Annotated in this window: 20 protein-coding genes; 3 read left to right on the forward strand and 17 right to left on the reverse strand. The window is 35.6% G+C overall.

Going from position 1 to position 21,111, the window contains the following annotated elements; translation table 11 throughout:
• Window positions 1-496: 496 nt before the first annotated feature.
• Window positions 497-709, reverse strand: a complete 213-nt coding sequence (locus tag N179_RS17315) for a DUF6198 family protein (protein ID WP_479723700.1) — start codon at window positions 707-709, stop codon at window positions 497-499.
• A gap of 321 nt (window positions 710-1,030) precedes the next feature.
• On the opposite strand from N179_RS17315, the gene N179_RS16995 reads away from it, so the two are divergent.
• The gene (locus N179_RS16995) at window positions 1,031-1,258 is read left to right on the forward strand and encodes a hypothetical protein (RefSeq protein WP_158024773.1); all 228 of its coding nucleotides are present in this window, start codon (window positions 1,031-1,033) and stop codon (window positions 1,256-1,258) included.
• Window positions 1,259-1,492: 234 nt separating this feature from the next.
• On the forward strand, window positions 1,493-1,732 hold the full coding sequence (locus tag N179_RS14835) for a DUF1883 domain-containing protein (RefSeq protein ID WP_055966300.1): 240 nt from the start codon (window positions 1,493-1,495) through the stop codon (window positions 1,730-1,732).
• 65 nt (window positions 1,733-1,797) lie between these two features.
• Here the strand turns inward: N179_RS14835 and N179_RS14840 are convergent, their stop codons facing one another.
• The 4 genes from N179_RS14840 to N179_RS14855 form a co-directional block, all read right to left on the reverse strand.
• The gene (locus N179_RS14840; protein WP_055966303.1) at window positions 1,798-2,901 is read right to left on the reverse strand and encodes an Abi family protein; all 1,104 of its coding nucleotides are present in this window, start codon (window positions 2,899-2,901) and stop codon (window positions 1,798-1,800) included.
• A 674-nt stretch (window positions 2,902-3,575) separates the two neighbouring features.
• Window positions 3,576-4,244 carry a DUF1643 domain-containing protein gene (locus N179_RS14845; protein WP_055966306.1) on the reverse strand — a complete coding sequence of 223 codons (669 nt, stop codon included), beginning with the start codon at window positions 4,242-4,244 and terminating at the stop codon, window positions 3,576-3,578.
• Window positions 4,245-4,331: 87 nt separating this feature from the next.
• Window positions 4,332-5,552: an HNH endonuclease gene (locus tag N179_RS14850; RefSeq protein WP_055966311.1), complete on the reverse strand. Its 1,221-nt coding sequence runs from the start codon at window positions 5,550-5,552 to the stop codon at window positions 4,332-4,334.
• Window positions 5,553-5,639: 87 nt separating this feature from the next.
• Window positions 5,640-6,413 (reverse strand): hypothetical protein, encoded by a 774-nt coding sequence (locus N179_RS14855; protein ID WP_055966315.1) that lies wholly within the window; start codon window positions 6,411-6,413, stop codon window positions 5,640-5,642.
• Window positions 6,414-6,864: 451 nt separating this feature from the next.
• On the opposite strand from N179_RS14855, the gene N179_RS14860 reads away from it, so the two are divergent.
• Complete coding sequence (locus N179_RS14860; RefSeq protein ID WP_055966318.1) at window positions 6,865-7,620, forward strand: coiled-coil domain-containing protein; 756 nt, start codon at window positions 6,865-6,867, stop codon at window positions 7,618-7,620.
• A gap of 64 nt (window positions 7,621-7,684) precedes the next feature.
• On the opposite strand, the gene N179_RS14865 is transcribed toward N179_RS14860, so the two are convergent.
• The 12 genes from N179_RS14865 to N179_RS14920 all read right to left on the reverse strand — a co-directional run bounded on the left by N179_RS14865 (window position 7,685) and on the right by N179_RS14920 (window position 19,796).
• Window positions 7,685-8,488, reverse strand: a complete 804-nt coding sequence (locus tag N179_RS14865; RefSeq protein WP_055966320.1) for a hypothetical protein — start codon at window positions 8,486-8,488, stop codon at window positions 7,685-7,687.
• Window positions 8,485-9,264 carry a ParA family protein gene (locus N179_RS14870; protein ID WP_055966323.1) on the reverse strand — a complete coding sequence of 260 codons (780 nt, stop codon included), beginning with the start codon at window positions 9,262-9,264 and terminating at the stop codon, window positions 8,485-8,487. Before N179_RS14870 ends, N179_RS14865 begins: the two co-directional genes overlap by 4 nt.
• On the reverse strand, window positions 9,261-9,947 hold the full coding sequence (locus tag N179_RS14875; RefSeq protein ID WP_055966325.1) for a DUF3102 domain-containing protein: 687 nt from the start codon (window positions 9,945-9,947) through the stop codon (window positions 9,261-9,263). Before N179_RS14875 ends, N179_RS14870 begins: the two co-directional genes overlap by 4 nt.
• A complete protein-coding gene (locus N179_RS14880) occupies window positions 9,931-10,719 on the reverse strand; it encodes a ParA family protein (RefSeq protein ID WP_075643117.1) in 789 nt (262 codons plus the stop codon). Before N179_RS14880 ends, N179_RS14875 begins: the two co-directional genes overlap by 17 nt.
• 647 nt (window positions 10,720-11,366) lie before the next feature.
• A complete protein-coding gene (locus N179_RS14885) occupies window positions 11,367-12,443 on the reverse strand; it encodes a hypothetical protein (RefSeq protein WP_055966330.1) in 1,077 nt (358 codons plus the stop codon).
• Window positions 12,444-13,568: 1,125 nt separating this feature from the next.
• Window positions 13,569-15,002 carry a hypothetical protein gene (locus N179_RS14890; RefSeq protein ID WP_055966333.1) on the reverse strand — a complete coding sequence of 478 codons (1,434 nt, stop codon included), beginning with the start codon at window positions 15,000-15,002 and terminating at the stop codon, window positions 13,569-13,571.
• 172 nt (window positions 15,003-15,174) lie between these two features.
• Window positions 15,175-15,474, reverse strand: coding sequence for an SDR family oxidoreductase (locus N179_RS14895; RefSeq protein WP_235515853.1), 300 nt, complete (start codon window positions 15,472-15,474; stop codon window positions 15,175-15,177).
• 491 nt (window positions 15,475-15,965) lie between these two features.
• On the reverse strand, window positions 15,966-16,481 hold the full coding sequence (locus N179_RS14900; protein WP_055966347.1) for a DinB family protein: 516 nt from the start codon (window positions 16,479-16,481) through the stop codon (window positions 15,966-15,968).
• A 79-nt stretch (window positions 16,482-16,560) separates the two neighbouring features.
• Complete coding sequence (locus N179_RS14905) at window positions 16,561-17,466, reverse strand: helix-turn-helix transcriptional regulator (RefSeq protein WP_055966350.1); 906 nt, start codon at window positions 17,464-17,466, stop codon at window positions 16,561-16,563.
• A gap of 671 nt (window positions 17,467-18,137) precedes the next feature.
• Window positions 18,138-18,383: a DUF2164 family protein gene (locus N179_RS14910; RefSeq protein ID WP_055966353.1), complete on the reverse strand. Its 246-nt coding sequence runs from the start codon at window positions 18,381-18,383 to the stop codon at window positions 18,138-18,140.
• A 109-nt stretch (window positions 18,384-18,492) separates the two neighbouring features.
• Window positions 18,493-18,906, reverse strand: a complete 414-nt coding sequence (locus N179_RS14915; RefSeq protein WP_055966355.1) for an SRPBCC family protein — start codon at window positions 18,904-18,906, stop codon at window positions 18,493-18,495.
• Between the two features lie 110 nt (window positions 18,907-19,016).
• Window positions 19,017-19,796 carry an O-antigen polymerase gene (locus tag N179_RS14920; protein ID WP_055966358.1) on the reverse strand — a complete coding sequence of 260 codons (780 nt, stop codon included), beginning with the start codon at window positions 19,794-19,796 and terminating at the stop codon, window positions 19,017-19,019.
• Window positions 19,797-21,111: the final 1,315 nt, after the last annotated feature.

Here is a 21,111-nt window from a genome sequence, read left to right on the forward strand (position 1 = left end):
TTACGACTTTTTCCAACACTGCTATCTGAATTTCTTAAACAAAGCGCTACGCTTTGATATCTACTCTCCTAAAGGTGATTCATGGCTAGTTCAATTCCATCGGAATGATCAATGTATATTTGAGAATGATCTCCTTCCGACCACTCACATGATACTATCGAACCGAATTTACTGATTTCCGGCAAGGCTGATGCTGAAGTCACTATTGAAGCAACCATTAGCCCATCAATTTGTTTGTATCGTAATTGGTCAAACGAATGGCCTCTAAAACAGCTTCTCTTTTTGCTCTGTTACACAAAGATGATTATTTAGTACGCGTGGTACAGTGGATCGTGATACGATAGCTAATCAATCAATTTTTGTTATTTTTTCCATTAGACCCCTTTCTCGTGTCAATTTTTTGGTATTTTAATCATATCAAAAATGCGAGACACTATATCAATTAAAATATCTAAAAAACAATGGACGAATAACGTTCCGATACCACTTGATCCATTTAAAACGCGATACAAAAGACTGTACACTCTCCGCATGTCTTTTTTATTGCCAGCTTCCAGCTTGTTCGCTTGCTAAGTTTAATCATAAATTCATCATTAAGAACAGCAAGTAAAGAAGAGCATATATACAAAGCAAGTCCACAACTTATTATCAATATCCCAATAAAAAAATAATAATCAGCTAGTAGATCGATTCTCTGAATCAATCTCATTCGTAATATGAATATTTAATCCATCTACTAACAAACAAATAATGAAAATATGTATAAAACTTAACAGATTAGATATACCTTGTTTAATTAGACCATTGGTAAAAATCAGTTCACTCCCTATTGTGAACACTCAAAAACCAATACTCATTCCTATATTTCGCTCTAATGCGATATTCAGTGTATCTCAAGGTGCTATGTATACGTGGAGAGTGGAGAACATCAGAAGGAAAGAAAGTCAGACTACATGAGTTATACGATTCAGAAATCCAAAAATGGTCGCTTGATAATATTTGCGAGAAAGTAAGACAAGTTCCGGGAACGTTGATTAAAGCTGCTGCTGCTGGAGATATCACTATCTGTATGAATTTTGATAGCGAACATGTAGATTTGGAAGTTGTAAGAAAAGTAGGAAAGTTGATTGGCGCTCGTAATATCATTGCGATGATTGATCGAATTGATACGGCTACTATGTGTGGTCAAAATCTGAAGAAAAATGAGGATAATAATTTATGGTATCAAAGCAAAGGTTATATGGCTGCAGGATCCTAATACAATTGATCGCCTCATGCATAACATTCGATCGATTGGTTTCAACGAATCAAAGATTTGGAAGTTGACTTCATTTGTTTCACTTCGTGAAGCGCACTACTTGAAACAATTAAAGTCTCGAGAAATCATACCTTTTAGTTTTGTAAATGAAACTAAAATCAGAACACACTTTAAAGCCTCTAATCCTGAATTAGTATTAACATAAGCTCATTACCATTCAAAGGAGGTGATAATATGGATCGAATTCCTTATGTGGATACAGACTCTACATTAACTGTTAGAGTGGAATTGCAACATGCAGCAGATGTGTTTTTAATAGATAGCATCAACTATCAACATTATAAAAGCGGCCGACGTTTTAAGTACTTTGGCGGTCACCAAACAAAATCTCCAGTAACCATATCTGTACAAGGCGCTGGAAGGTGGTATTTAATCGTCAACGGAAATACAAGGTATAATTATCAGTTCTTTTAACAAATAATCTATAACTACGGTTTTCTCATAGAAGTAGACAGTCGAACGAATAAAACTGCCTACTTCTATGATTTTTCTGGTATTTCATTAATAAGTAATTTCGCTTTCGTTCCATCAACAAATCCGATTTTGGAAAGTAAAACAGAATCACTCTCATTAGACTTTGAATACAATTCTTCGATTTTCTCATTCCATATGGTGTGATCTTCATCAGTCATCACCATAAAAAGTCTTCTCATAAATAATAAGTGAATTATTAATCTCTTATCGTAATGAAATCGTCTTAGTTCTTCTATGTACAGTTTGTCATTCTCATGTTCTTTTGGAATCAAGTTGAAATTAGTACCGTAAATTTTACCTGTATGCGATACTACGTTTCTTAAGTGTCTTAATGAATCAATCCAGCTTGCTAATAAATCGCCTAATAGCCTATTTTCTTTGGCATTCGAAGTCATTTTTCGAGCCACAAGAGTTTTATACTGAGGAATCAATAAGCTATAGAATGTTGAAAGACTACCTAAAGTCATTAAATCAAACAATAACCAGACTGGTGTAGCACCATAATTCTGTTCATGATGTTTAATCGCTTCATGCTTTTGTTTATTAGCTTGGATCGTTTTATAGAAATTTTCATATAATTTATTAACTCTAACTACTCTCTCCTTCTTAGTTCTAGAACGTTTCCCTTTCTCCTCGAAATAAATATCTTCATCTAAATAAAATTGAGCAGGTTGAAAATTATCTGATTGATAATTTTGAGCTAATATATCGATAATGGAAGACCGCAAGAATACTTCTAGTCTAGAAATCAAGTCGTGTAGCCAACTTCTTAAGTAATGATCGTAACTATAAGTTGCTTTCACCGCAGTAAAGCTTTTTTCAATGCCTTTACCAAATAAATCATTTGAATAATATTTGAACGTGTAATAATTTACTTTTCTTAAAAAATCCTTACATTCATTCTCTTCTTCCAATGTGAAAGACATATTATCTCTTTTCAATTTTTCAATCATTTCTTCTATTGAATAAGGAGATTTCATAAGAAGCTTTGTTTTTTGTGGTTGATCAAAATAAAAATTAATTTTGTCAATGTCTCTTACATCGTAAAGCTCATCTGTATAAAATAATTGTTCAACATCTACAAATTTAATTTTTTTGGAATTATCCATCTTTAAAAAACTCCGCCTTGAATTTTGACATAAAAAAAGGCCAACTGTGTTTCGCATTGTTAAGAGGCGTTAGTTGACTGCTGTTACTTTTATTATACTTTTATTCAATCAAAAATCAACTGTTTTATTTGTTAGATACTTTTTACGTTCAAAAAATTGTGTATTTAAAATCACACTATTTCTAAGTACATAAAATTTTAAGCTGTTCATGAGATCATAATAAAATCAGCTATTTTAAACTAACCTTTTATTAGCATACACTATTATTAAACTTCTAGAAAATAAAAAATAGCTTAATTTTTCGACATCGAAATGTATACTTTAATTTATCTTATCATTTTTTGATTAGATATTTGAATTATGCTATTTTATATGCCTTTGTATTCTTTATTAATTTCTGTTTGTATAAATAAATAAGATTCTTATGCACAAAAAATGTACAACCCTTTTCATGAATAGACTATGATACCTATTTATCAGATAAGGGGAATTTTATAATATATATTCACATATAGAAGATAAGTAATTTTGGTCTAGTATCAATAATACATCTACCGATCATTCAAGTAACATTAAAGAAACGGTGCTTGTTTCCTTTATCAAATATATGAAAGACTCACGGTACCCCATATTATCAAAGATAAAAAAATCATTTGAAAAACAGCTCATAATAATTAAAAGATCGCATTTAGATTTACTCTTATTGGTCTATGAATTAGTTGGTAAGGTGGTCGTTGATTTCGATGTTTTGGCTGACCCATTTGACTTTGTGCAAAGCAATATAACTTCTGATGATTTGAATTCAGTAAATTCCTGAATTTATTCCCCATTGCTTCAACGCCATATCTACCTAGATCGCCCCAAGCTAAAAACACAGTATCAGCCCACTCTATCGCTTCTTCGATTGCCTTCTCATTAATAGTATCATTGATAAAGTGATCTTCATTAAGAGCTTGAGAGTCGGGATTGATAATTGGGCTCATATTGACAATTGTAAGACTACCCGCCTTAAAATACTTTTGCGCATATTTTGTCATAAATGTTACTGTTGGATCGCTAAATCTTTCATTAGCATGACTAGGATTCATCATAACTACGCTAACTTTCTGACACTCCTCATTCGTCTTCCACTTAATATGTAAACTATATCTTTTTATCCCGTCTTTACTAAAAATAGCCTTATGTTGCGCATTTTGAATGCTTAACTCCTGATCCTTGCTTTGCAAGTCTATTTCAAATGTACTTCCTTGTTCATGAATCCATTTTTGTAACTCTTCGTAAAATTTAGCTTCTGTCATATTATTAGATAATCGAACAGAACCCTCTAATAGCAGCCGATTCATCATTTTTCTCCTTTGATTACGAACTATCATAATATATTAATATTTCAGTTGCCTTAAGAATTTTTTGATTAAATAATCCCTTTGAGATTACCTATAATACAAAAGAAGCTTTTTTAACGGTATGGAAATTCCGCATTGCTTCATTCTGCCAATTCTTTGATCATATAGTTTTTTTATTATTTCTTTGCTTTGAGTAATGCTTTCGTGATGAATTCGTTTATGACAAACTGGGCAAAGCATTACAATATTAGCAGTTACATCTAAGCTATACTCGAATTCGTCTTGAAACTCCATTGGTATTAGATGATGTGCTTCGACATAATTTTTATTTGTCACTTTAGAAATAAAGTTCTGGTGTAATGCATCGTATTCACAAGTATAGTCGGAAGCAGTTAAAGCCTTTTTGACAATAGATTTACTTCTGACCCACTTTTGATTTGATTTCATATTATTTATTCTGATCCGTTGAACTGGAATATCTTCATCTTCAGGATCACGATGTGGCAGTTCAATACGTTCCATTGCCTCTTGATCCTCTAATTTGCCTAGGGATGTAAATGTGATTTCTTTGGATAAAAGTAAGCACATCATATTGTAAAAATACAAAGTGTTAATTATTCTTTTAGCATTACTAAATTTGTTTAGATGAATGCCAGATTGTTGAACCTCCTGAAGGTTAATAGGAATAAATGTAGCTATTGAAGAAGGGAAAAATCTATAGCTACCCGTATAACCGTTTTGGGTTGGAGAAGAATATTTAATTACTTCTTCTAAAACGGCAGAAGCAATTAAGTGAGAGTTCCACTGAAATAATACAAGCGATCCCCGTTCTATATTCATTCCAGTTTTAAATTGATACAGTTCAGAAGGGAGTGTATGTTGAAACCATATTTGAACTTCTGCAGTAGTTTTATCTCTAAATGTTAAGTCTTTATTAGACATTGGTAATATTCGAATGCTATCGCCTTTTGAATACGGGAAAAGATTTATTAAATAGTATGGATTAATCCTTACTTTTTCTGTTCCATAAACGGTTTTCCAACTTGAGTTATTTCTATTAGCATCGTTAGCTAAACGTGTAAATTCGGAATGCAGGTTTTTATTCTTTAAAATAAAGTAATTCTGACTTTTTTGTCTACTAAATAAGCTAGTCATTGCATAGTTAAAAGAAGCGGTCTTATAACTCCCTCTAGTTAAATCAAAAAGTTTTTCTCCAATTTCTGAAACTAGGTATTCATTTTTCCATAATCGCTTGTCTTCTTTAATACTACTCAAAAACAATTGAAACAGTGTGTCTACATTCGACAATTCTTATTCACCTCAACTTACCGTGTATTTTAATACACTTATAATACCCATATAGATTAAAATAAATTGATAACTTAGACATCTACCTTAGCTTGAATAACCGATGACATGCTTAGACACATCTTCAATCGTTTCCAAGTCAATTAAATCAATATCTAAAATGTACATTGTATTTAGTCTTGGATTAAATATTCCTAATTTGGATAGTCCATCAAAGCGGTCTTTAAGTTTTGAACGACATCCCATTAAGTAATAGATCAATAATTGTAGTGTATGGTCAGTAGTAGGGCTACTTTTTAAAACTTTCATTTCCCATAGAGCATGCGGAGTTAAATAGTCTGCATCCCCATTAGTAATAATATCTGTATAACCACCCTCAAAACTAATTCTTTCTTGGTTCACCGGTCCATACTCTTCAAAAAAATGAAGGCTTCTCGCTACCATTGTTTTGATATTCTGAATCGTTGCATCGTCTGGATTAATCGTTTGGACAGGTACATACGTATGTTTTCCAGCACGTGCTACGCTCTCATACCCACATAATCTACACGCATTAAAAATCGATTCTTCATCTAACCCGTGTATCTCCGATCGTAGTTCTCCTGCGTATTCAAGCTCTTTTATCATCAACGCTCCAGATATAGGGGAAGCAAAGGCTTTATGATCACCTTGACAAAAGCGAGTCAAATAATCTACGACAATGCCAATCAGTGATGGATGGATGTTCTCATTTAAAGACAGCTCAATTCCATCATCAAAACATCTTCTATTAAATGTTTTTGGAGGAATATAACCACCTCTGGGTTGCTTAGCAGAGTTAATTTTTTTTATATCTTTAATGCGTTGTGTGACGGATACCATATATATCACCTCAATTTAAATATAGAGACAATTTATTATTATTTATCTAATTCATCTCTTAATCATTAGTATACCGATTACTATGCAATTTGTATGGATAATCCTTCCACCTCGCCTTTTTTGGCTATAGGCTGTGTTTTATTAATGCTCAGAACACGATGAAAATATGCTAGAAGTAATTTCTACGATAAACAAAGAAATTACTTCTAAACTGTAGATGCTCCGCATTTAAAATAAATTGATTTGTATACGTTCGATTTCGAAACGCCATTGAACATAACACCTACTAATTACACGAACTTATGTAATCTGCCCTTAGTAATCAAAATGCAGCTACTTATTCTTATAGTCAGTTTTTAGCTCGTTCTTATGATAATTTCTTTTAGGTTAATATGTTGAATTAGCACATGATATACTGTCTATAAACATTTAAGTTGAAAGAGGTATACATATGTCATCCAATGAAATGAAAAATAAATCGTTCCGTCTTTCTGAAGACGTTACTGACAAAATTGGTGAATTAATAAAAGGACGCCAAATTACAACCAATCAGTTATTCGAAGAGTTTATTGTACTCGCTGAACAAAAGAAAATTGATCCAAAGCTCACTGAAGAGGATGCTGTATTAGAAGCATCGCTCAAACAGATTACGCTTCTCTTTCAAGAACGTGCAGCACGTCTTGAAGCGTTCCAACACGAAAATCAACGCATTCAATCTCGTCATCTAGAGACAGTCACTAAGTTAGAGTCAGAAGTACTCCAAGCAAAAGAAAACTTAGAAGCAGAATACGTAGAAAAAGTCTCTAATCATCATCAAGAACTTCAAGACATGAAAACAAAACTGGAACAGACAGAAAATGAATTAGTTCAGGCAAGAGATCAACAAGAAAAAATAGAAGTATCTAAAAAAGAAGAAATCACATCATTAAAACGAGAAGTATTTCACTTAGAAGGTAATCTTACTAAACTCGAAGAAGAACGCGATCAATTGTATCGTCAGAACAAAGCATTAACTGATCGAATTGATGAATTAAAAGCACGTACCGAGCGTTCCGAACAGTTAGAAGAAGAAAACCGAAAACTGTCGTTAGCGCTAACCATTGCGCAACGGGATCAAGAATCATTCGAACGACGCCTTCACGAACAAGTTGAGCTAGCTGTATTACGAGAGCGTACACAATCATCTCTCGATAGTGAAAATGAGTAATCGATTAAGCTGAAATTATCAAAAGACCGTTCTACTGAGATGTAGGACGGTCTTTTTCATCTAATTACGTGCGTAAGTATTGTTCTAAAGCTGCTCGTATGATTTGATCCGGTTTCATGCCTTGATCTTGCGCTCGCTTTTTTAGCGTTTGGTACAATGGATCATTTTTATCGGAGAAATCTACGTGTACGCGTGCTGGTTTTGGCTGTATAGGAGTTGCATCAATCACGCTTTGTTCTTTACGCTCATTCAGCATTTTTTTCACTTCACGTAATTGCTCACGTGTCATTTCATAGACCGTGAACTCCCCATCGTTCGTCGTATACTTTCGTTCTTCTAGTAAGGCGACTTTTGGATCCTCTGGCCATGTTAATAGTTCAGCTAATTTAGAAGCACTAAAGTCCTGTTGAATCGCCTTGTCTAAGATAGTTGGTCCAAATACATTCCAAAATGAAATAAAGCGATTGACTTGAGGATGAGACATTCCGATTCGATTTAAAAATTCTTTCCAACTTCCTTGTTCCTGCTGAAACGCTTCTTTAGTGTCAGCGTCACGGAATACTTCATTCGCATGTGCTAAAATACGACACTTTTCAACAAAACTTGTCGCTTGAATCGTATCAATATGATTGTAGTACTGAATAATACCTTCCATGTCTTCCGGAAGACGTTTTGATAGCACGCGTGATAAGCCGATAGCTGGAAGCGACTGATACGGATTTGACATCGCAGGCGCAGCAAATTTCTTCACCGCTTCGACTTGCTCTTCCCGTAACGCTTCTGTTCCCTGTTCTTGAACCGTTGTTTCAGCTACTGTGCTCTGAAAGCTTTTGAATGTTGCTTGTCCTTTTTTACGTCGACTGCTCATAGGGCAAGTACCTCCTCTGCTAACTGTAAGTAAGCATCTGTCGCTGGACTCTTATGGTCAAGGACAGGACGTGCTTCTCGTTGTAAGGATTGAATTTTTACGATGTATGGGATTGTCGTTAGTACAGGAATTCCAACTTCTTCCCCTAACTCCTTTAACTCGTCCACAGTCGTCATATCTCCTTTAGAGCGCGCATTCACCATTGTTGGAATAAACGCTGAGATATGAATATCTTCCTTGTATCCGTGTCTCATTTCTTCCAATTCTTCTGGAGCTGTGTACACAGCATCCATCGAAAACTTCTGCATCTGTACCGGCATGACGATCCGGTCCTGCGCAACAAGAGCACAACGTGCGTACGGGTTTAAAGCGGACGTTGATCCCGGGCAATCAATTAAACAAATATCAAATAAGTCCTCGAGTCGCGCTAGTTCTTCAATCAACCGGTATTCGTACCCCATCTGACTCGTCAGTCCTGTAGGAGAAGCAGAACGGCGCGTGGGTACTAAATGAATGATTCCTAATTCATACTCACAAGTGACAATGACTTGTTCGATCGGTGCATATGAGGGATCGTGCTCTTCAATCAAACAATCGAGCAATACTTTCCCATCGTAATCATCGGTTAAGCCAAGTCCATTCGTTGTCGAAGCTTGGTCATCCGCATCAATGACGAGAACGCGTAATCCTTGTCGAGCATACGCATGGGCGAGGTTAATCGTGGTCGTTGATTTACCGACGCCACCCTTTCGGTTATATAAGGCAATTTTCTTCACTGTTCCTTCTCTCCTTCCATGATTTCACTACGATCCTCTATAATGTCCCGCTGAATCGTCTCTTCAATCATCTTTGAAATGTATTCACTAATGCTTAATCCTTTAGCACGAGCTAATATATGAATCTGTTCTGATGTTTCTGTCGGGACTCGTGTAGAAAGGACCGTCGATGTCGCTTCGAGTGGCTGGAACGACTTTACTTTCACTTTCGCTGTAGTTGATCGCGCAGCACGAATTTCTCGTACTGTCGCACTGTCTAATGACTTCCGACCTTCTTCTACAGGTAACCCATTTAAAATGATGTCTTCTGGATCATCGACATACATCAGTTCGAATACTTTGGAAGCCGGTAACGTTTGGAGTTGTTCTTCAAATGGTTCTAGGGTGTCAAACGCTTTAACATATCGGGAGGCAAGTGAATTTGACATGTTGACGACTTCTAAAAACGTGCGCCATTCTTGTTGATCGTGCATTTCAGATTTAGCAATCGACAAGCGCTTACCAATCTCGAAAACAGAGATCGTTTGAATCTTCGCTAATTCTTTAATCTCGACTGCGAGATTTTCTAAATCACGGGAAACCGGTAACTTCTGAACGACAGAACTCAGATCAGTCAATCCACTCCGATAAGGATGTTGGTCTTGTGGTCTTACTTTATGAATTTGTTTATTCCGCGCTTTCATGTTTCGGACCTCCTGTCATCAAAAGTGCTAGCTCACGAAACGGCTGTGCCAGTTCTATGCCTTCTTTCGACTTGTACTGTAAAACACTCTTTCCGCTATCTGCCGCTTTCTCAATAAAAGCAGCGCGTCGTACAGAGGGAAGTACGTGTAATTGTTCTGTTGTTGCCAACTGTTCCATCGCTTCTGCGTATTCGCGATCGCCTTTTAAACCAAGATCGATTGCGACTGGCATAATACCCGATAGCTCTAGCGAAGCATTATAATACTTCTTCACTTGTCGAATGGTTCGAACCGTACTTCCTAACTGATCAAAGACGAGCTTTTTCGGCATAAATGGGATAACCACCTCATCTGCACACGATAAGACGACTTTAGATAATTCATTGATTGAAGGAACTGAATCAAGAATGATCCAATCAAACTCATGGGCAAGAGGAGATAGTAAGTCTTTTAATAGAAAAATCTTATCTTGTTCAGATATTAGATTGATTAAACGTGCATTTCGTTCATTGGAGGGAAGAAGACTAATGTTATGTTTTTCATCATCAAATAAGATCTCTTCAATCGCTAATCCTTTCGCTTGGACGTCGTACAGCGTCATGTATTGAATCGTGTCCGACTCTTTCAGCATTAACTTACTTAATGATCCCTGCGGATCTAAGTCAACGAGAAGCGTTCGATACCCGAGCTCCCCAAGGGCATGACCCATATTGAGCGAACAAGTTGTTTTCCCGGATCCTCCTTTTGATATGTAAAACGTCATAATATTCATTATCTCTCCCCTTTCTTCATTCATCATGGCACATGAAAATTATAATTTCAATAATTATCAGTATTCAAAAGATAATATGAACGTATTTTTATGTATACATTATTAAATAGCCTGTAAACATTTCGACATCGAAATGTTTACAGGCTATTTAAGCTTTCCTACTTAGATGTTTTGTCTACGCTTTTAAAATGCTTCTCCATATTTTAATTTTATTCTTCATCATAATACGTCGTGATCTACCAGATTATTATGATTCAACACATTGGAAGAGATTAAAAAGATTAATAAAGAATTAATAAGAATTAGAAAAAGACTTTATCTCCTCAAGCCTGTAACACCAACAAAAACAAAACATTTTACAATTCGAGAAACGAACAGCACAATTTGTAGAAATTCAAAGAGTGTTGTTTTTTATGAATTCATTAAATGATTTTGTTCAGAAACTATTGAATAAGCAACTCAAAAAACTGTTTTTTTGACAATAGAATTTGTTTTTTTTCCTAAATAGTATGGCATATTCATATTGAGTTTGGAGGGATCAATAAAATGAGTAGTTTTACAATGAAATTGATCAGGATAACTTAAAACAACGCGGAATTGTTGTCTTTTCACGACTATTTTCAAAAAAAAGCATGACAAATAGACCATCATGCAATGGCCATTTTTTCCGATACGACTCGGAGTTGTTCATTTAGATAGAGAATTGGTGAGTCAAAGAAGAGGCGATAGAGTTCTGCATCTTCGAGACGTTCCCCGTATTGATAGAAATCGTTTCGAATCGAACGAATGACTGCATCACAGGCAGCAAATCCGTACGTATCACTCAACGACTGCAGCGATGTTTGCGGAACTTCTAATGCATCAAAATCTACGTAGTCACGGGCGACTTCTCGAAGATCGAACCAACTGATCAACGTACGCGCCCGTTCCGCTTCCCGGATACGCTTACTGTTAATTTGGTCTTCGAGTTTCACGTGAAACATTAAAGGACGTGTTACGGTATGTATGCGCTTCTTAAGCGAGACATTCTCTTTAACAGCAGATAAGAAATCTTTCGTGTTCTCAACTAAATGCACATTGAAAAACTGCGATAGTTGATCGAGCATGCCTTTTACAGCCAAACGGTGTCCACAGTAACGTGGTAGGAATCCACGTACTTCATCATAGGTTAAAGTCGCTTTCTCCTGCGATTGAACATTTACGTCTCGCTCTACTTGCACAAGAGCACGTAACGCGACACGAAGGATATTCACATGCTCAATATCCATCAGTTGGCGCACCATCCCACACCAAAGAGACGTATAACCGGTCTTCGATGTATACGTACCATCTTCTTCAAAAAGATCACGGTAGTTCTCGAGATAATCTACGAGTTCAATGGTAACGACTCCGGAGAAATGAATCGAATAACGAATTAGTCCAGCTGATTCAAAAAGGCGTAGGTTATTGTGTAACGATCGAACTGACGTACGCGCATAGTGAGCCAATGCTTCACTTTCCATCAACGAGAGAACGCCTTGATCATCGCAATGTGATAAAAGCGTCAACAAATGCCGAATACGAGATTTTGTCCACTTCAATGCCAGGAAAGGTCCTGGAATGTTATAGTGATGCTGTTCATATAAAAAACTGTCTTGACGTTTTGTCCAACGTGTCAAGCCGCTCATCGCGATCAGTAATTTATTAGCGACCAATACATGACGATTTTCATGTTTAAATGACATACCTACACCTCCCCTACTCTGAACTATTAGTACTAGTATCCTGTTCAGAAAAGGAACTGTCAAAAAGTGATTTCGGTACGGTCAAAAACGACCAATGTTCTAAAAACGTTGATATGAAGCCGTTTTCAGGTATAAAAAAGATGTCATTTCAGTACGGTCAAAAACGACCAGAATCTCTAAAATCCTTATATGATGCGCTTTCTAGAGGTTTTTCTTGATTAAATTCATACATATAGCGATGCAATATGTCATTCTGGTACGGTACATAACGACCAAATGATTAAAAGTGTCATTTCAGTACGGGATAGAGCGACTAAAATGTCTAAAAGTGTCGTTTGAGTACGGTACATGACGACCAAATGGATAAGTTAGTCGCTTTAAAATAATTTTTAAAAAGTGTTCTAAACTGCAAAAAGGTCATTCTGGTACGGTAATCAACGACCAAAACTATAGAACTGTTGTTTTGGTACGGTGATCGACGACCTAAATCGATGAAGTGTTGTTTCAGTACGGTCAAATCCGACAAAAATGCTAAAAATATAAGAAAAAGTGCTGTTTCAGTACGGTAAATAACGTCTAAATTTAAAAAATGGTCGTTTTCCGACACGATTCGACATGTACAATCAATAGATGTACTGGGGAATAAGACATCCAATTATACGTGAGTTCTTACAACAAGGAGAAAAACAGAAAATTAAACAGAACATATGTTCCTAATTTGTTGCTTATTGCTTCATATACGACCATTTATATTGGTACTACTTTACAGATCTTTTAAAATGATCGTTTATATAAATATATGAGTGTGATTATCAAAGTGTACATGAGCATGGCTGAGTGCTTAATGCTGCTTATCTTTGATTATTGTATTGCTGTTAAAGCGATCATAAAGCGACCATATTTTTCAATGGCAACATGACACGATAGCTAATCTCGATTTAATAGGACAAAGACAATGTAGATTAAGGATATGAGGAAAAACGCTTATTTACCATCATATAGTTTTAAGGAAAATCATAACTAGCATTCAAAAGAGCGTACGAGATTCATGATCTCATACGCTCTTTTATTTGAATCTATGAAGAATGGAAGAAGACTACTTTCTATTGATCTGCTTGATATTACTTATAGGAGAAGGGCATTGCGGCGATCATCATGTTCCCAGCGTTCCAAGGGATGGAAGTATAAGAAATAGTAGTCACCGGACCGATGCCAATCTTGAATGATAAAATCAAGTTCTTTGATACGATCCAAGTTAGTTTCAAGCTCTTTCAAGTTTTCTGCTTTTCGACTCTTATTAAATCGAATCGAGTGTGTAAACTGCCGCCAATGTCGTTTCGCGGGCATTGCTTCGTTTAACTGATACGAGTTAAGTCGTTCCTTTTGAAGTACAAAGGATAAATGATAAGCGAACGTTCCTTTTAATCGCTCAATTTGTTCACCATAGATGCTAATGATCTGTTGTTTTAATAAATCATCATAGACTTCCTCTGAGACAGTGACGGTAATTTGTGTGTCCCGCTTAACAGATGAAGCATTACTAATTTTAACCGAGGAGAAGAGACCAAAGATCGAGAGGTCCCCTTCCTCATTTCTAACAGCTACGCGATAATAACCGAGTTTTACAAGACGTTGGGTTGTGAGAGTATAGCTTTTCCCGCTATCGTTTCCATAAATCTTTTTGACAAGTTTTGAGATTGGGAAGACGATCTTTCGACTCGTTTGAAACGTCACATCGCGATATGACAGAATTTCGTTAAAGGCCTCAAAATCACGAGCATCAAGATCGGGGACTTTACCGTCGAGTTCTGCAAGAAACTCGTTACTGACGAGAACCGATAAATTCGTCGGTATACCTTGTTTGTATTTAGGAACGACAGCGGAGAAGTCGTGGAGATCAAGAGATAAGTCCGTCAACATACCTTCTCCTTGATTGAACTTTTCCGTCGTATTTTTCATGCGATCAGCGATTCCAAAGAATGGTACCGTAATTGAGGTAGAAGTGGCAACGTGTGCTTTTGGTTGCGCACGTTTCAATTCCTTCGCAACCTCGCCAATAACCATTAGAATATCGGTCCGCATTGTTGTCGTTTGCTGATTCTTCGTTTTTTGTCCCCAGTGCGGATACGTATGAATCAGCAAGTTGTTATTTTCAGCCCATTCTTCAAGTTCCTGTATGTGTTCTTGCATCAATTTCTCAACACTATCAGCGGAGAACTTTCGCTGGAAACCTTCTTTTCCCGCAATGTCCCAGTACTCTAAATACATCTTATGAAGTCCTCGTAGTTCTTTCATCGGACCTTTATTCTCAACGTAGTTTTTTACGGCTGCCCGTACCCAGCGCCGTTTTAATTTCTTAAAGGAATAATAGCGAAGCTTGGTATAAACATCTTCTTCATTTTGAAATTCATAATATTCTTCGTAAAGTTGATTGACATAAGCTTCGACATCAATAATATCGATAGAAATCAGTTGTTCGGTGACATCGTTTTCAAGCAATGTCTTCGCTGCTTGAGATACAACAAGTTGTCTATGTTGGACGGATGAGGTAGAGTCCATAATGCACGCCCCCTTAATTCGATATAGCTAGCATAGCATGTCTGAAGAGTAGTAGGGAAATTAGATAAAAGTGTGCGCCGGCGCACACTTTTTGAAAACAGATATCGATTTAAATCTGTCTTGTGTCGTTTAAAAATTAAAGTGTTTGACCATTATCCATCACGAAGACTTTTCATGTTATGGATGGTTGTGTCAACTGGAATAGAATAGCCTCTGCGATATCCTCCGGTGTGGAGATTCTCTTTAAGGGAAGGTTACCTGCTAAACCATGCATCCGTTCCTCAATCCCAGCCCACCAATGCGTGGCGACCGCTTCAGAAGAGATACAATTAACGCGAATGTCAGGTGCGAGTGAGATGGCAAGTAAATCTGTCATTGTATGAGTGGCCGATTTCGTAATGCATAAGGAATGAAAGAACCGATACCGTATGCTCTCCAAGATGACGATTGCATCTTCGAATTGTTTTTTCATGTGCGGGATGACAGCCTCTAAGAAAGGGAACATACCTTTTACATTAACTGCAATGTAGGGACTCTATATTTTTTCCGTCACCTCATTCACAGGAGTTTGAGAAGTAATGCTTTCGTTGCTCACTAAAAACTAATCCTCCCAAACATAGAGATGGTATAAGAGATTACATCTAAAGCCTCACGTTCTTACGAAACATCAGTCTGATACGTATAAATTGGGAAAACATAAAGTAGATAAGGTTTCACGTGAAACAAAACTGTATATACTGCGAAGAAACCTTTTAAAAAAAATGAGTTGATCGATGAGAGAATAAATTAGTTGATGAAACATGTATGAAACGAAATTGCGCCTTCGATTTTTATTCTTAGGATATAGTTCGTGTATCTTCAAGGCTTACCATAAATCATATAAGCAAAAAAGTGTGCGCCGGCGCACACTTTTTTGCTTTAAAACAGAATTTCTAATTGCTTACTAACTATTAATACGTCCCTTCATAATGTAACTGTTGTGTCTTCATACCAAAAAAGAGAATAATCCATCATGAGTGAAGTTTCATTTTGTTCTCTAAGCATGGTAGTGATATTCCCTAAATGGTACGTCCCATGGTTAGATACGTGTAAGAGAATTTCTTCAAAGGTTGTTTGCCGCGTACCAGACCAAGGGTTGTTTACATCTATCATCACAGTGAGGTCTAAGTTTTTGTTTAAGAAGGTTTGATATTTTGATCCGACATTTTTGAATGCCATTTTGAATTCTTCAATTGTATATTCATCAGTGAACGGTATTTGACTCATCGCATCTTGTAATGCTTGTTGAAGATCTACTTTTTCTAGAATTTGAATCCACATGGTATCAACAGCAAGAATATGGCTAAGTGTTTTAGCAATACTGGGATAAGAGCTTTTTATCTCATTTTTTAAAACTTCTTTCGGTAATTCATTTAGATGATCTAACATCGTGTTCATTGCCCATTCATGATAAGAAATCATTGTTTTTCCCGCATTCATTTAAATCGCTCCTTTAATAGTAGTAGTATTTGTTGTCTAACTACGTTGATTATAAAAAAGGATATATGACAACTGATTGTCATATATCCTCATATAATCTGACTATTTTTTTAGCTTCATTTTTTAAAACATCCTGTAAGTACAGAGGATGAATAACAACGACTCCTGATCTAAAACTTAATAATATGTTGATAAGCCATTCTGCATTTAAGGGTGTGGGCAACATCAATGTCACGGTAACACTCCCATCTTCTTCTTGAATCATCGATTGATGGTTAAAATAATTCAATATTAAATGGATGGATTGAGGATGGACACGTAGAATGATACGTTCTCTTGGGGGATCAACTAATGGACTCTCTTTCGGTAAAGAATGAGAATCCATATTAGAGGTAGTCAATCTCTGAAGATGAAGGATATGCGATACTTTAAATTCTCGATAGTCATTTCTTAAATGACAATAAGCGTATAAGTACCAAGTCCGGAATTTATACTGTAGAGAAAGCGGATCGACCTCTCGCGTAGTCTGTTCATTTTGAGCACTAATATATTGAAAGCTAATTCGTTTTGATTCTTTAATGCTTTTTTGTAAATCAATTAAATCAGAAGGATCAACAGAAAAATGCGTTAAATCAATGTGTAAGTAGTTCTTTTGTTCTTCTTCTGTGAGAATAGATAAGCGATCAAGTGTTTTTTTGAGATCTTGATCATTTAATTGATCCGATAAGCTTTTTACTAAAGATAATACCTCAACCATAGAAGAAGTATCTAAAAACGTTTTATCCCATTTGTAGTTCTCCATAATACCAAATCCGCCGTTTGTTCCATGGTATGAGGTAATTGGAATACCGGCTGCACTGATCGTTTCGATATCTCGATAAATCGTTCTTTGAGAGACATTTAATTCCTCGGCTAATTGTGTCGCAGAAATAGTAGAGCGATGTAGTAATTTAAAAATAATAGCTAGTAAACGTTCAAGTTTCAATGTATTCTCCTTTACGCTAAGCACAATAACGGTTTTATTATGTATTTCTTCTTTTAAGTATATAAGATTTATTTACAAAAAAAAAACACTTTAATAACGTTAAAAAATACAAAATAAAAAGTATGCGCCGGCGCATACTTTTTATTATTTCACTCACCATAATCTTAATAAAAATAGTTAATATACATTTAACCCGAAATGTTCATTATACCTATTCCATTTTATAATGCATTGGGTAGTAAAGCTTAAGCATCTAACACTGTAAAATAAAAACGGATATTTATAAAAAAATGTATACTCCATCTTGGAAATCTAAAAGCAAGGGTTTCGTTTAAGAATCAAAGTATGTTAGAATTCAGGTCAATTCAACTATACATTTTAGTTCAGCTAAAAGGAGAGTGGCGGAGATGGATCAGATCGCATTCTTAGAAGTTTTAGGTAATATCTTTTTTATCATGGTCGTTCTCTATTTTATCTATAAAATGATTCAATATATTCGATTGAAATGATCCTACAGTACATATAGCTTAGATTAAATAAGTAAGATATAGTGATTTACATAAATAAAACTCTGTATGATATGTTTTGCATAATAGTAAACAAAAATTAAAAAGTGTGCGCCGGCGCACACTTTTTAATTAGAACAGAATGAAATGATGTCTCTATCATCATTATTTAGATAGTGGACGTTCAAGCGTTAACAATTCATCATCTAATGAAGAGAATTGGTTTAACACCGCTGCATGAGCATCTTGTATCCCCACATTATAAAAATGAACGGCAATCGATTCTTTGATGAAATCCAAAACACGTTCTGCGGCGAACTCGGATAATTCTTCATCGCGCTCTTCTAGGAAAAAATCTTGAATGGACTGAATAATTTGTTGGTGCTGTTCTTTATTAAACCGATCAAACATGACGACACTTCCTTTTGCTTTAATAATGTCTAACCTAAAAAAACTATACGGGAGGTCGTCTTGAAATCACAGACTATACTTTGGCAAAGAAAAATGTACACGCCTTTGATTAAAGAGTTTCTTTCAATTTTTGCAACATCCCATACCAGCCTTGGGACATGAAATTACGAACTTGACCTTGTGGTTGCTTTACCTTCGGGACAAGATCATTCGCATTTTTCCAACCGCTATGATTCACCGTAAAGATTGTAAGGTCATTCATTGTACTTAAAGAAAAAGTTACAATCCATCCATCCTCATCCCAACGGAATGACAATTCTTTCTCTGGCAGTACGCTGAGTACTGTACAAGGAGATGGACCAAAAGGGGATTGAAGATGAAACTCATATCCTGGACGTGCAATGAGATCATTCGGCATAAACCATTGTGATAGAGAACGAGCGGTCGAGATTCGATCCCAGACCTCTTCAATAGGAGCTTCAATGGAGACCGAATGATTGATGTCTTCTACACCTTGATTCATGATATATTACCACCTAATCATTTTTTATTGATTTCATAAAGTAAAGTTGGATAAGAAAAAAAGATACATGTATGAAAAATACGACATGCGAAAAAGATCTGACAAAGAAATCAGTTCCAATCACAAGCATTCCCGTCGTTATCACGGTCTAAGTCATGAGGATCGTTGACAGGACCTCCGGCAGCCAGATAAAAATCTTGAGCAGCCTGTGCGCTTGAAAAATCACCACAATCTCGATCTGCGCCATTCGGATCGTATTCTAACTCTGTTGCGACTTCTTCTTCTACATATTCTTCTTCAGGGATTTCCTCGTACTCCTCGTCAGCAAGGTTTTCCGATTCTTCCATCAAAGTTTCAATACTTGCTAAGGATGACTGGAGTTCATCCACTTTCTCTTCGGCCGCGATTCGTTTTGTCTCTTCTTCTTTCAATTCACTTTCAAGGGCAGAACGTTTGTCTGCTTCCTCTTGATAACTTTCAACCGCTTGTAGGCGTAATTCTTCCTTGCGTGTTAACCCCTCTTTCAACTTTTTTATTTCTTGTTGCTGTTCTTTAAGCTTACGTTGTGTATTTTGCAAAGATGTTTTCAATTCCGTCGCTTCTTTTTTAAATGCAATTAACGTTTTCGAGTCTTTTGAAGAAGACTTGATTTCTGCATTTTGCGTCTCTGTTCCTTTCACCATATAGATAGAAATTGCAAAAGCGATGAAAACACCTAGCCAAACAACAACCACGGGATATTTGACAGGACTGCGAAGTCTTGGTTTGAAGTAGAAATATAGACCTAAAATAGTGATAAATAGACCAATGATACTCCAAAAGGTGATGGTAAACAGTAAAAGGTATACAATCGCAATCACGACAAGTAGAATTCCTCTACGAATCTGCATATATTCACCTCCTTTTTAATGAAATGTATACGTTATTTTTATTTTACAGCTTAGTAAGAAAAAAACATTAAATACGCTAAATTTTATTTTCTTTTCATATATTTTTCGAATTAAAGATAACTTTGTTAAGAGGTAAAGTACTAGTTTTTACTGATCTAGCGATAGGGATACATAAATTAAGTAGATGTAAGTAATTATTCAAATCATCATTAGAACCGATATCTTCTAAAATAAATGATGTGAAATAAGCCAAAATCACCTTAAATCTATTTACATGTCTTAAATCTTTAGAAATACAAAGTAAAGAATTAGAATGTCATGGGTACGTCAAGCGTAAGTCATTGGATGTGGACAAAAGGAGTGGAACGGACGAACTGTATTGTTATAAGACTCAATTAAGATAGAAAAATTTTTAAAAATTGAAAACAGCATGTCATAAGGCGATGAGAAACCTTGAGCCATGCTGTGACAATGGTCGATTATCTGAGAAAACACGATTAAATTTCTAGATGTAATTAAATATTTCAAAGTATGTTCAAGATTTGATCTATCAACACAGGTGAAAGAGAACTGCCTCTTATGTATGAATCCTGTGCTTACTCAGACATAGTAAAGACGGTTATTTCAAACGATCTCTGTCACTTTTAATAAAAAGACTAAGTATATTGATGACCAGTCCGATAAAAGAAATCGTCAGACCAAATTTTGTGCCTAACAGATAGCCATACCCAGTTGAACTGTATGCGATCATGATAGCGACTCCAAAAAGTATAATTGCAATTCCTAATAGTGAGTATTTCATTGTATACCTCCTTATATTAGGTCAAAGACCTCTAAATTTTACTATAGCGTATTTGAAATAGACTTCACTATTTTCATACTAATTGCATAAATAACAATTTATCTCATCGATAGGTGTGTTGCAAAATAAGAGGACTGAATAGACGATTTCGCTTGTTTTCAATCCTGTGCTCATACTTTTTAAAACAAATGAGATAGGATACCTTCTTATAAATTCGTAACCATAATAAAAAACATACTTATTTAGTAAAATATTTTATTTAAGTAATTTCGCTTAATCTTTTAATTCTTTTTGTTTTTGAAAAGAAAACTATAACATGTTGGTTTGCTATAAATTGATTAGAACATCCAGCGATGCCTCCATATTTCTCAATCCTTTAAATGGAGTGATTTAAGGATTTTTTTATTAATTCTATATTTTAGCCTTTTATTAAAAAGCGAAATTTTTATCATAAACAAAAGTAAGTCATATCAGTTATTTAAAATCAAACTGAAAGATTTAAAAAATAAGCGT

This window comes from Exiguobacterium indicum HHS 31, assembly GCF_001939065.1.
Lineage (GTDB): Bacteria > Bacillota > Bacilli > Exiguobacteriales > Exiguobacteriaceae > Exiguobacterium_A > Exiguobacterium_A indicum.

Excerpts from the sequence above, each read along its gene's own strand:
- N179_RS17315 (WP_479723700.1), bottom strand. The coding sequence starts at position 709 with ATGAGATTGATTCAGAGAATCGATCTACTAGCTGATTATTATTTTTTT.
- N179_RS14835 (WP_055966300.1), top strand. The coding sequence starts at position 1,493 with ATGGATCGAATTCCTTATGTGGATACAGACTCTACATTAACTGTTAGA.
- N179_RS14840 (WP_055966303.1), bottom strand. The coding sequence starts at position 2,901 with ATGGATAATTCCAAAAAAATTAAATTTGTAGATGTTGAACAATTATTT.
- N179_RS14845 (WP_055966306.1), bottom strand. The coding sequence starts at position 4,244 with ATGAATCGGCTGCTATTAGAGGGTTCTGTTCGATTATCTAATAATATG.
- N179_RS14855 (WP_055966315.1), bottom strand. The coding sequence starts at position 6,413 with ATGGTATCCGTCACACAACGCATTAAAGATATAAAAAAAATTAACTCT.
- N179_RS14860 (WP_055966318.1), top strand. The coding sequence starts at position 6,865 with ATGTCATCCAATGAAATGAAAAATAAATCGTTCCGTCTTTCTGAAGAC.
- N179_RS14865 (WP_055966320.1), bottom strand. The coding sequence starts at position 8,488 with ATGAGCAGTCGACGTAAAAAAGGACAAGCAACATTCAAAAGCTTTCAG.
- N179_RS14875 (WP_055966325.1), bottom strand. The coding sequence starts at position 9,947 with ATGAAAGCGCGGAATAAACAAATTCATAAAGTAAGACCACAAGACCAA.
- N179_RS14880 (WP_075643117.1), bottom strand. The coding sequence starts at position 10,719 with ATGAATATTATGACGTTTTACATATCAAAAGGAGGATCCGGGAAAACA.
- N179_RS14885 (WP_055966330.1), bottom strand. The coding sequence starts at position 12,443 with ATGTCATTTAAACATGAAAATCGTCATGTATTGGTCGCTAATAAATTA.
- N179_RS14890 (WP_055966333.1), bottom strand. The coding sequence starts at position 15,002 with ATGGACTCTACCTCATCCGTCCAACATAGACAACTTGTTGTATCTCAA.
- N179_RS14895 (WP_235515853.1), bottom strand. The coding sequence starts at position 15,474 with ATGAAAAAACAATTCGAAGATGCAATCGTCATCTTGGAGAGCATACGG.
- N179_RS14900 (WP_055966347.1), bottom strand. The coding sequence starts at position 16,481 with ATGAATGCGGGAAAAACAATGATTTCTTATCATGAATGGGCAATGAAC.
- N179_RS14910 (WP_055966353.1), bottom strand. The coding sequence starts at position 18,383 with ATGTTTGATCGGTTTAATAAAGAACAGCACCAACAAATTATTCAGTCC.
- N179_RS14915 (WP_055966355.1), bottom strand. The coding sequence starts at position 18,906 with ATGAATCAAGGTGTAGAAGACATCAATCATTCGGTCTCCATTGAAGCT.
- N179_RS14920 (WP_055966358.1), bottom strand. The coding sequence starts at position 19,796 with ATGCAGATTCGTAGAGGAATTCTACTTGTCGTGATTGCGATTGTATAC.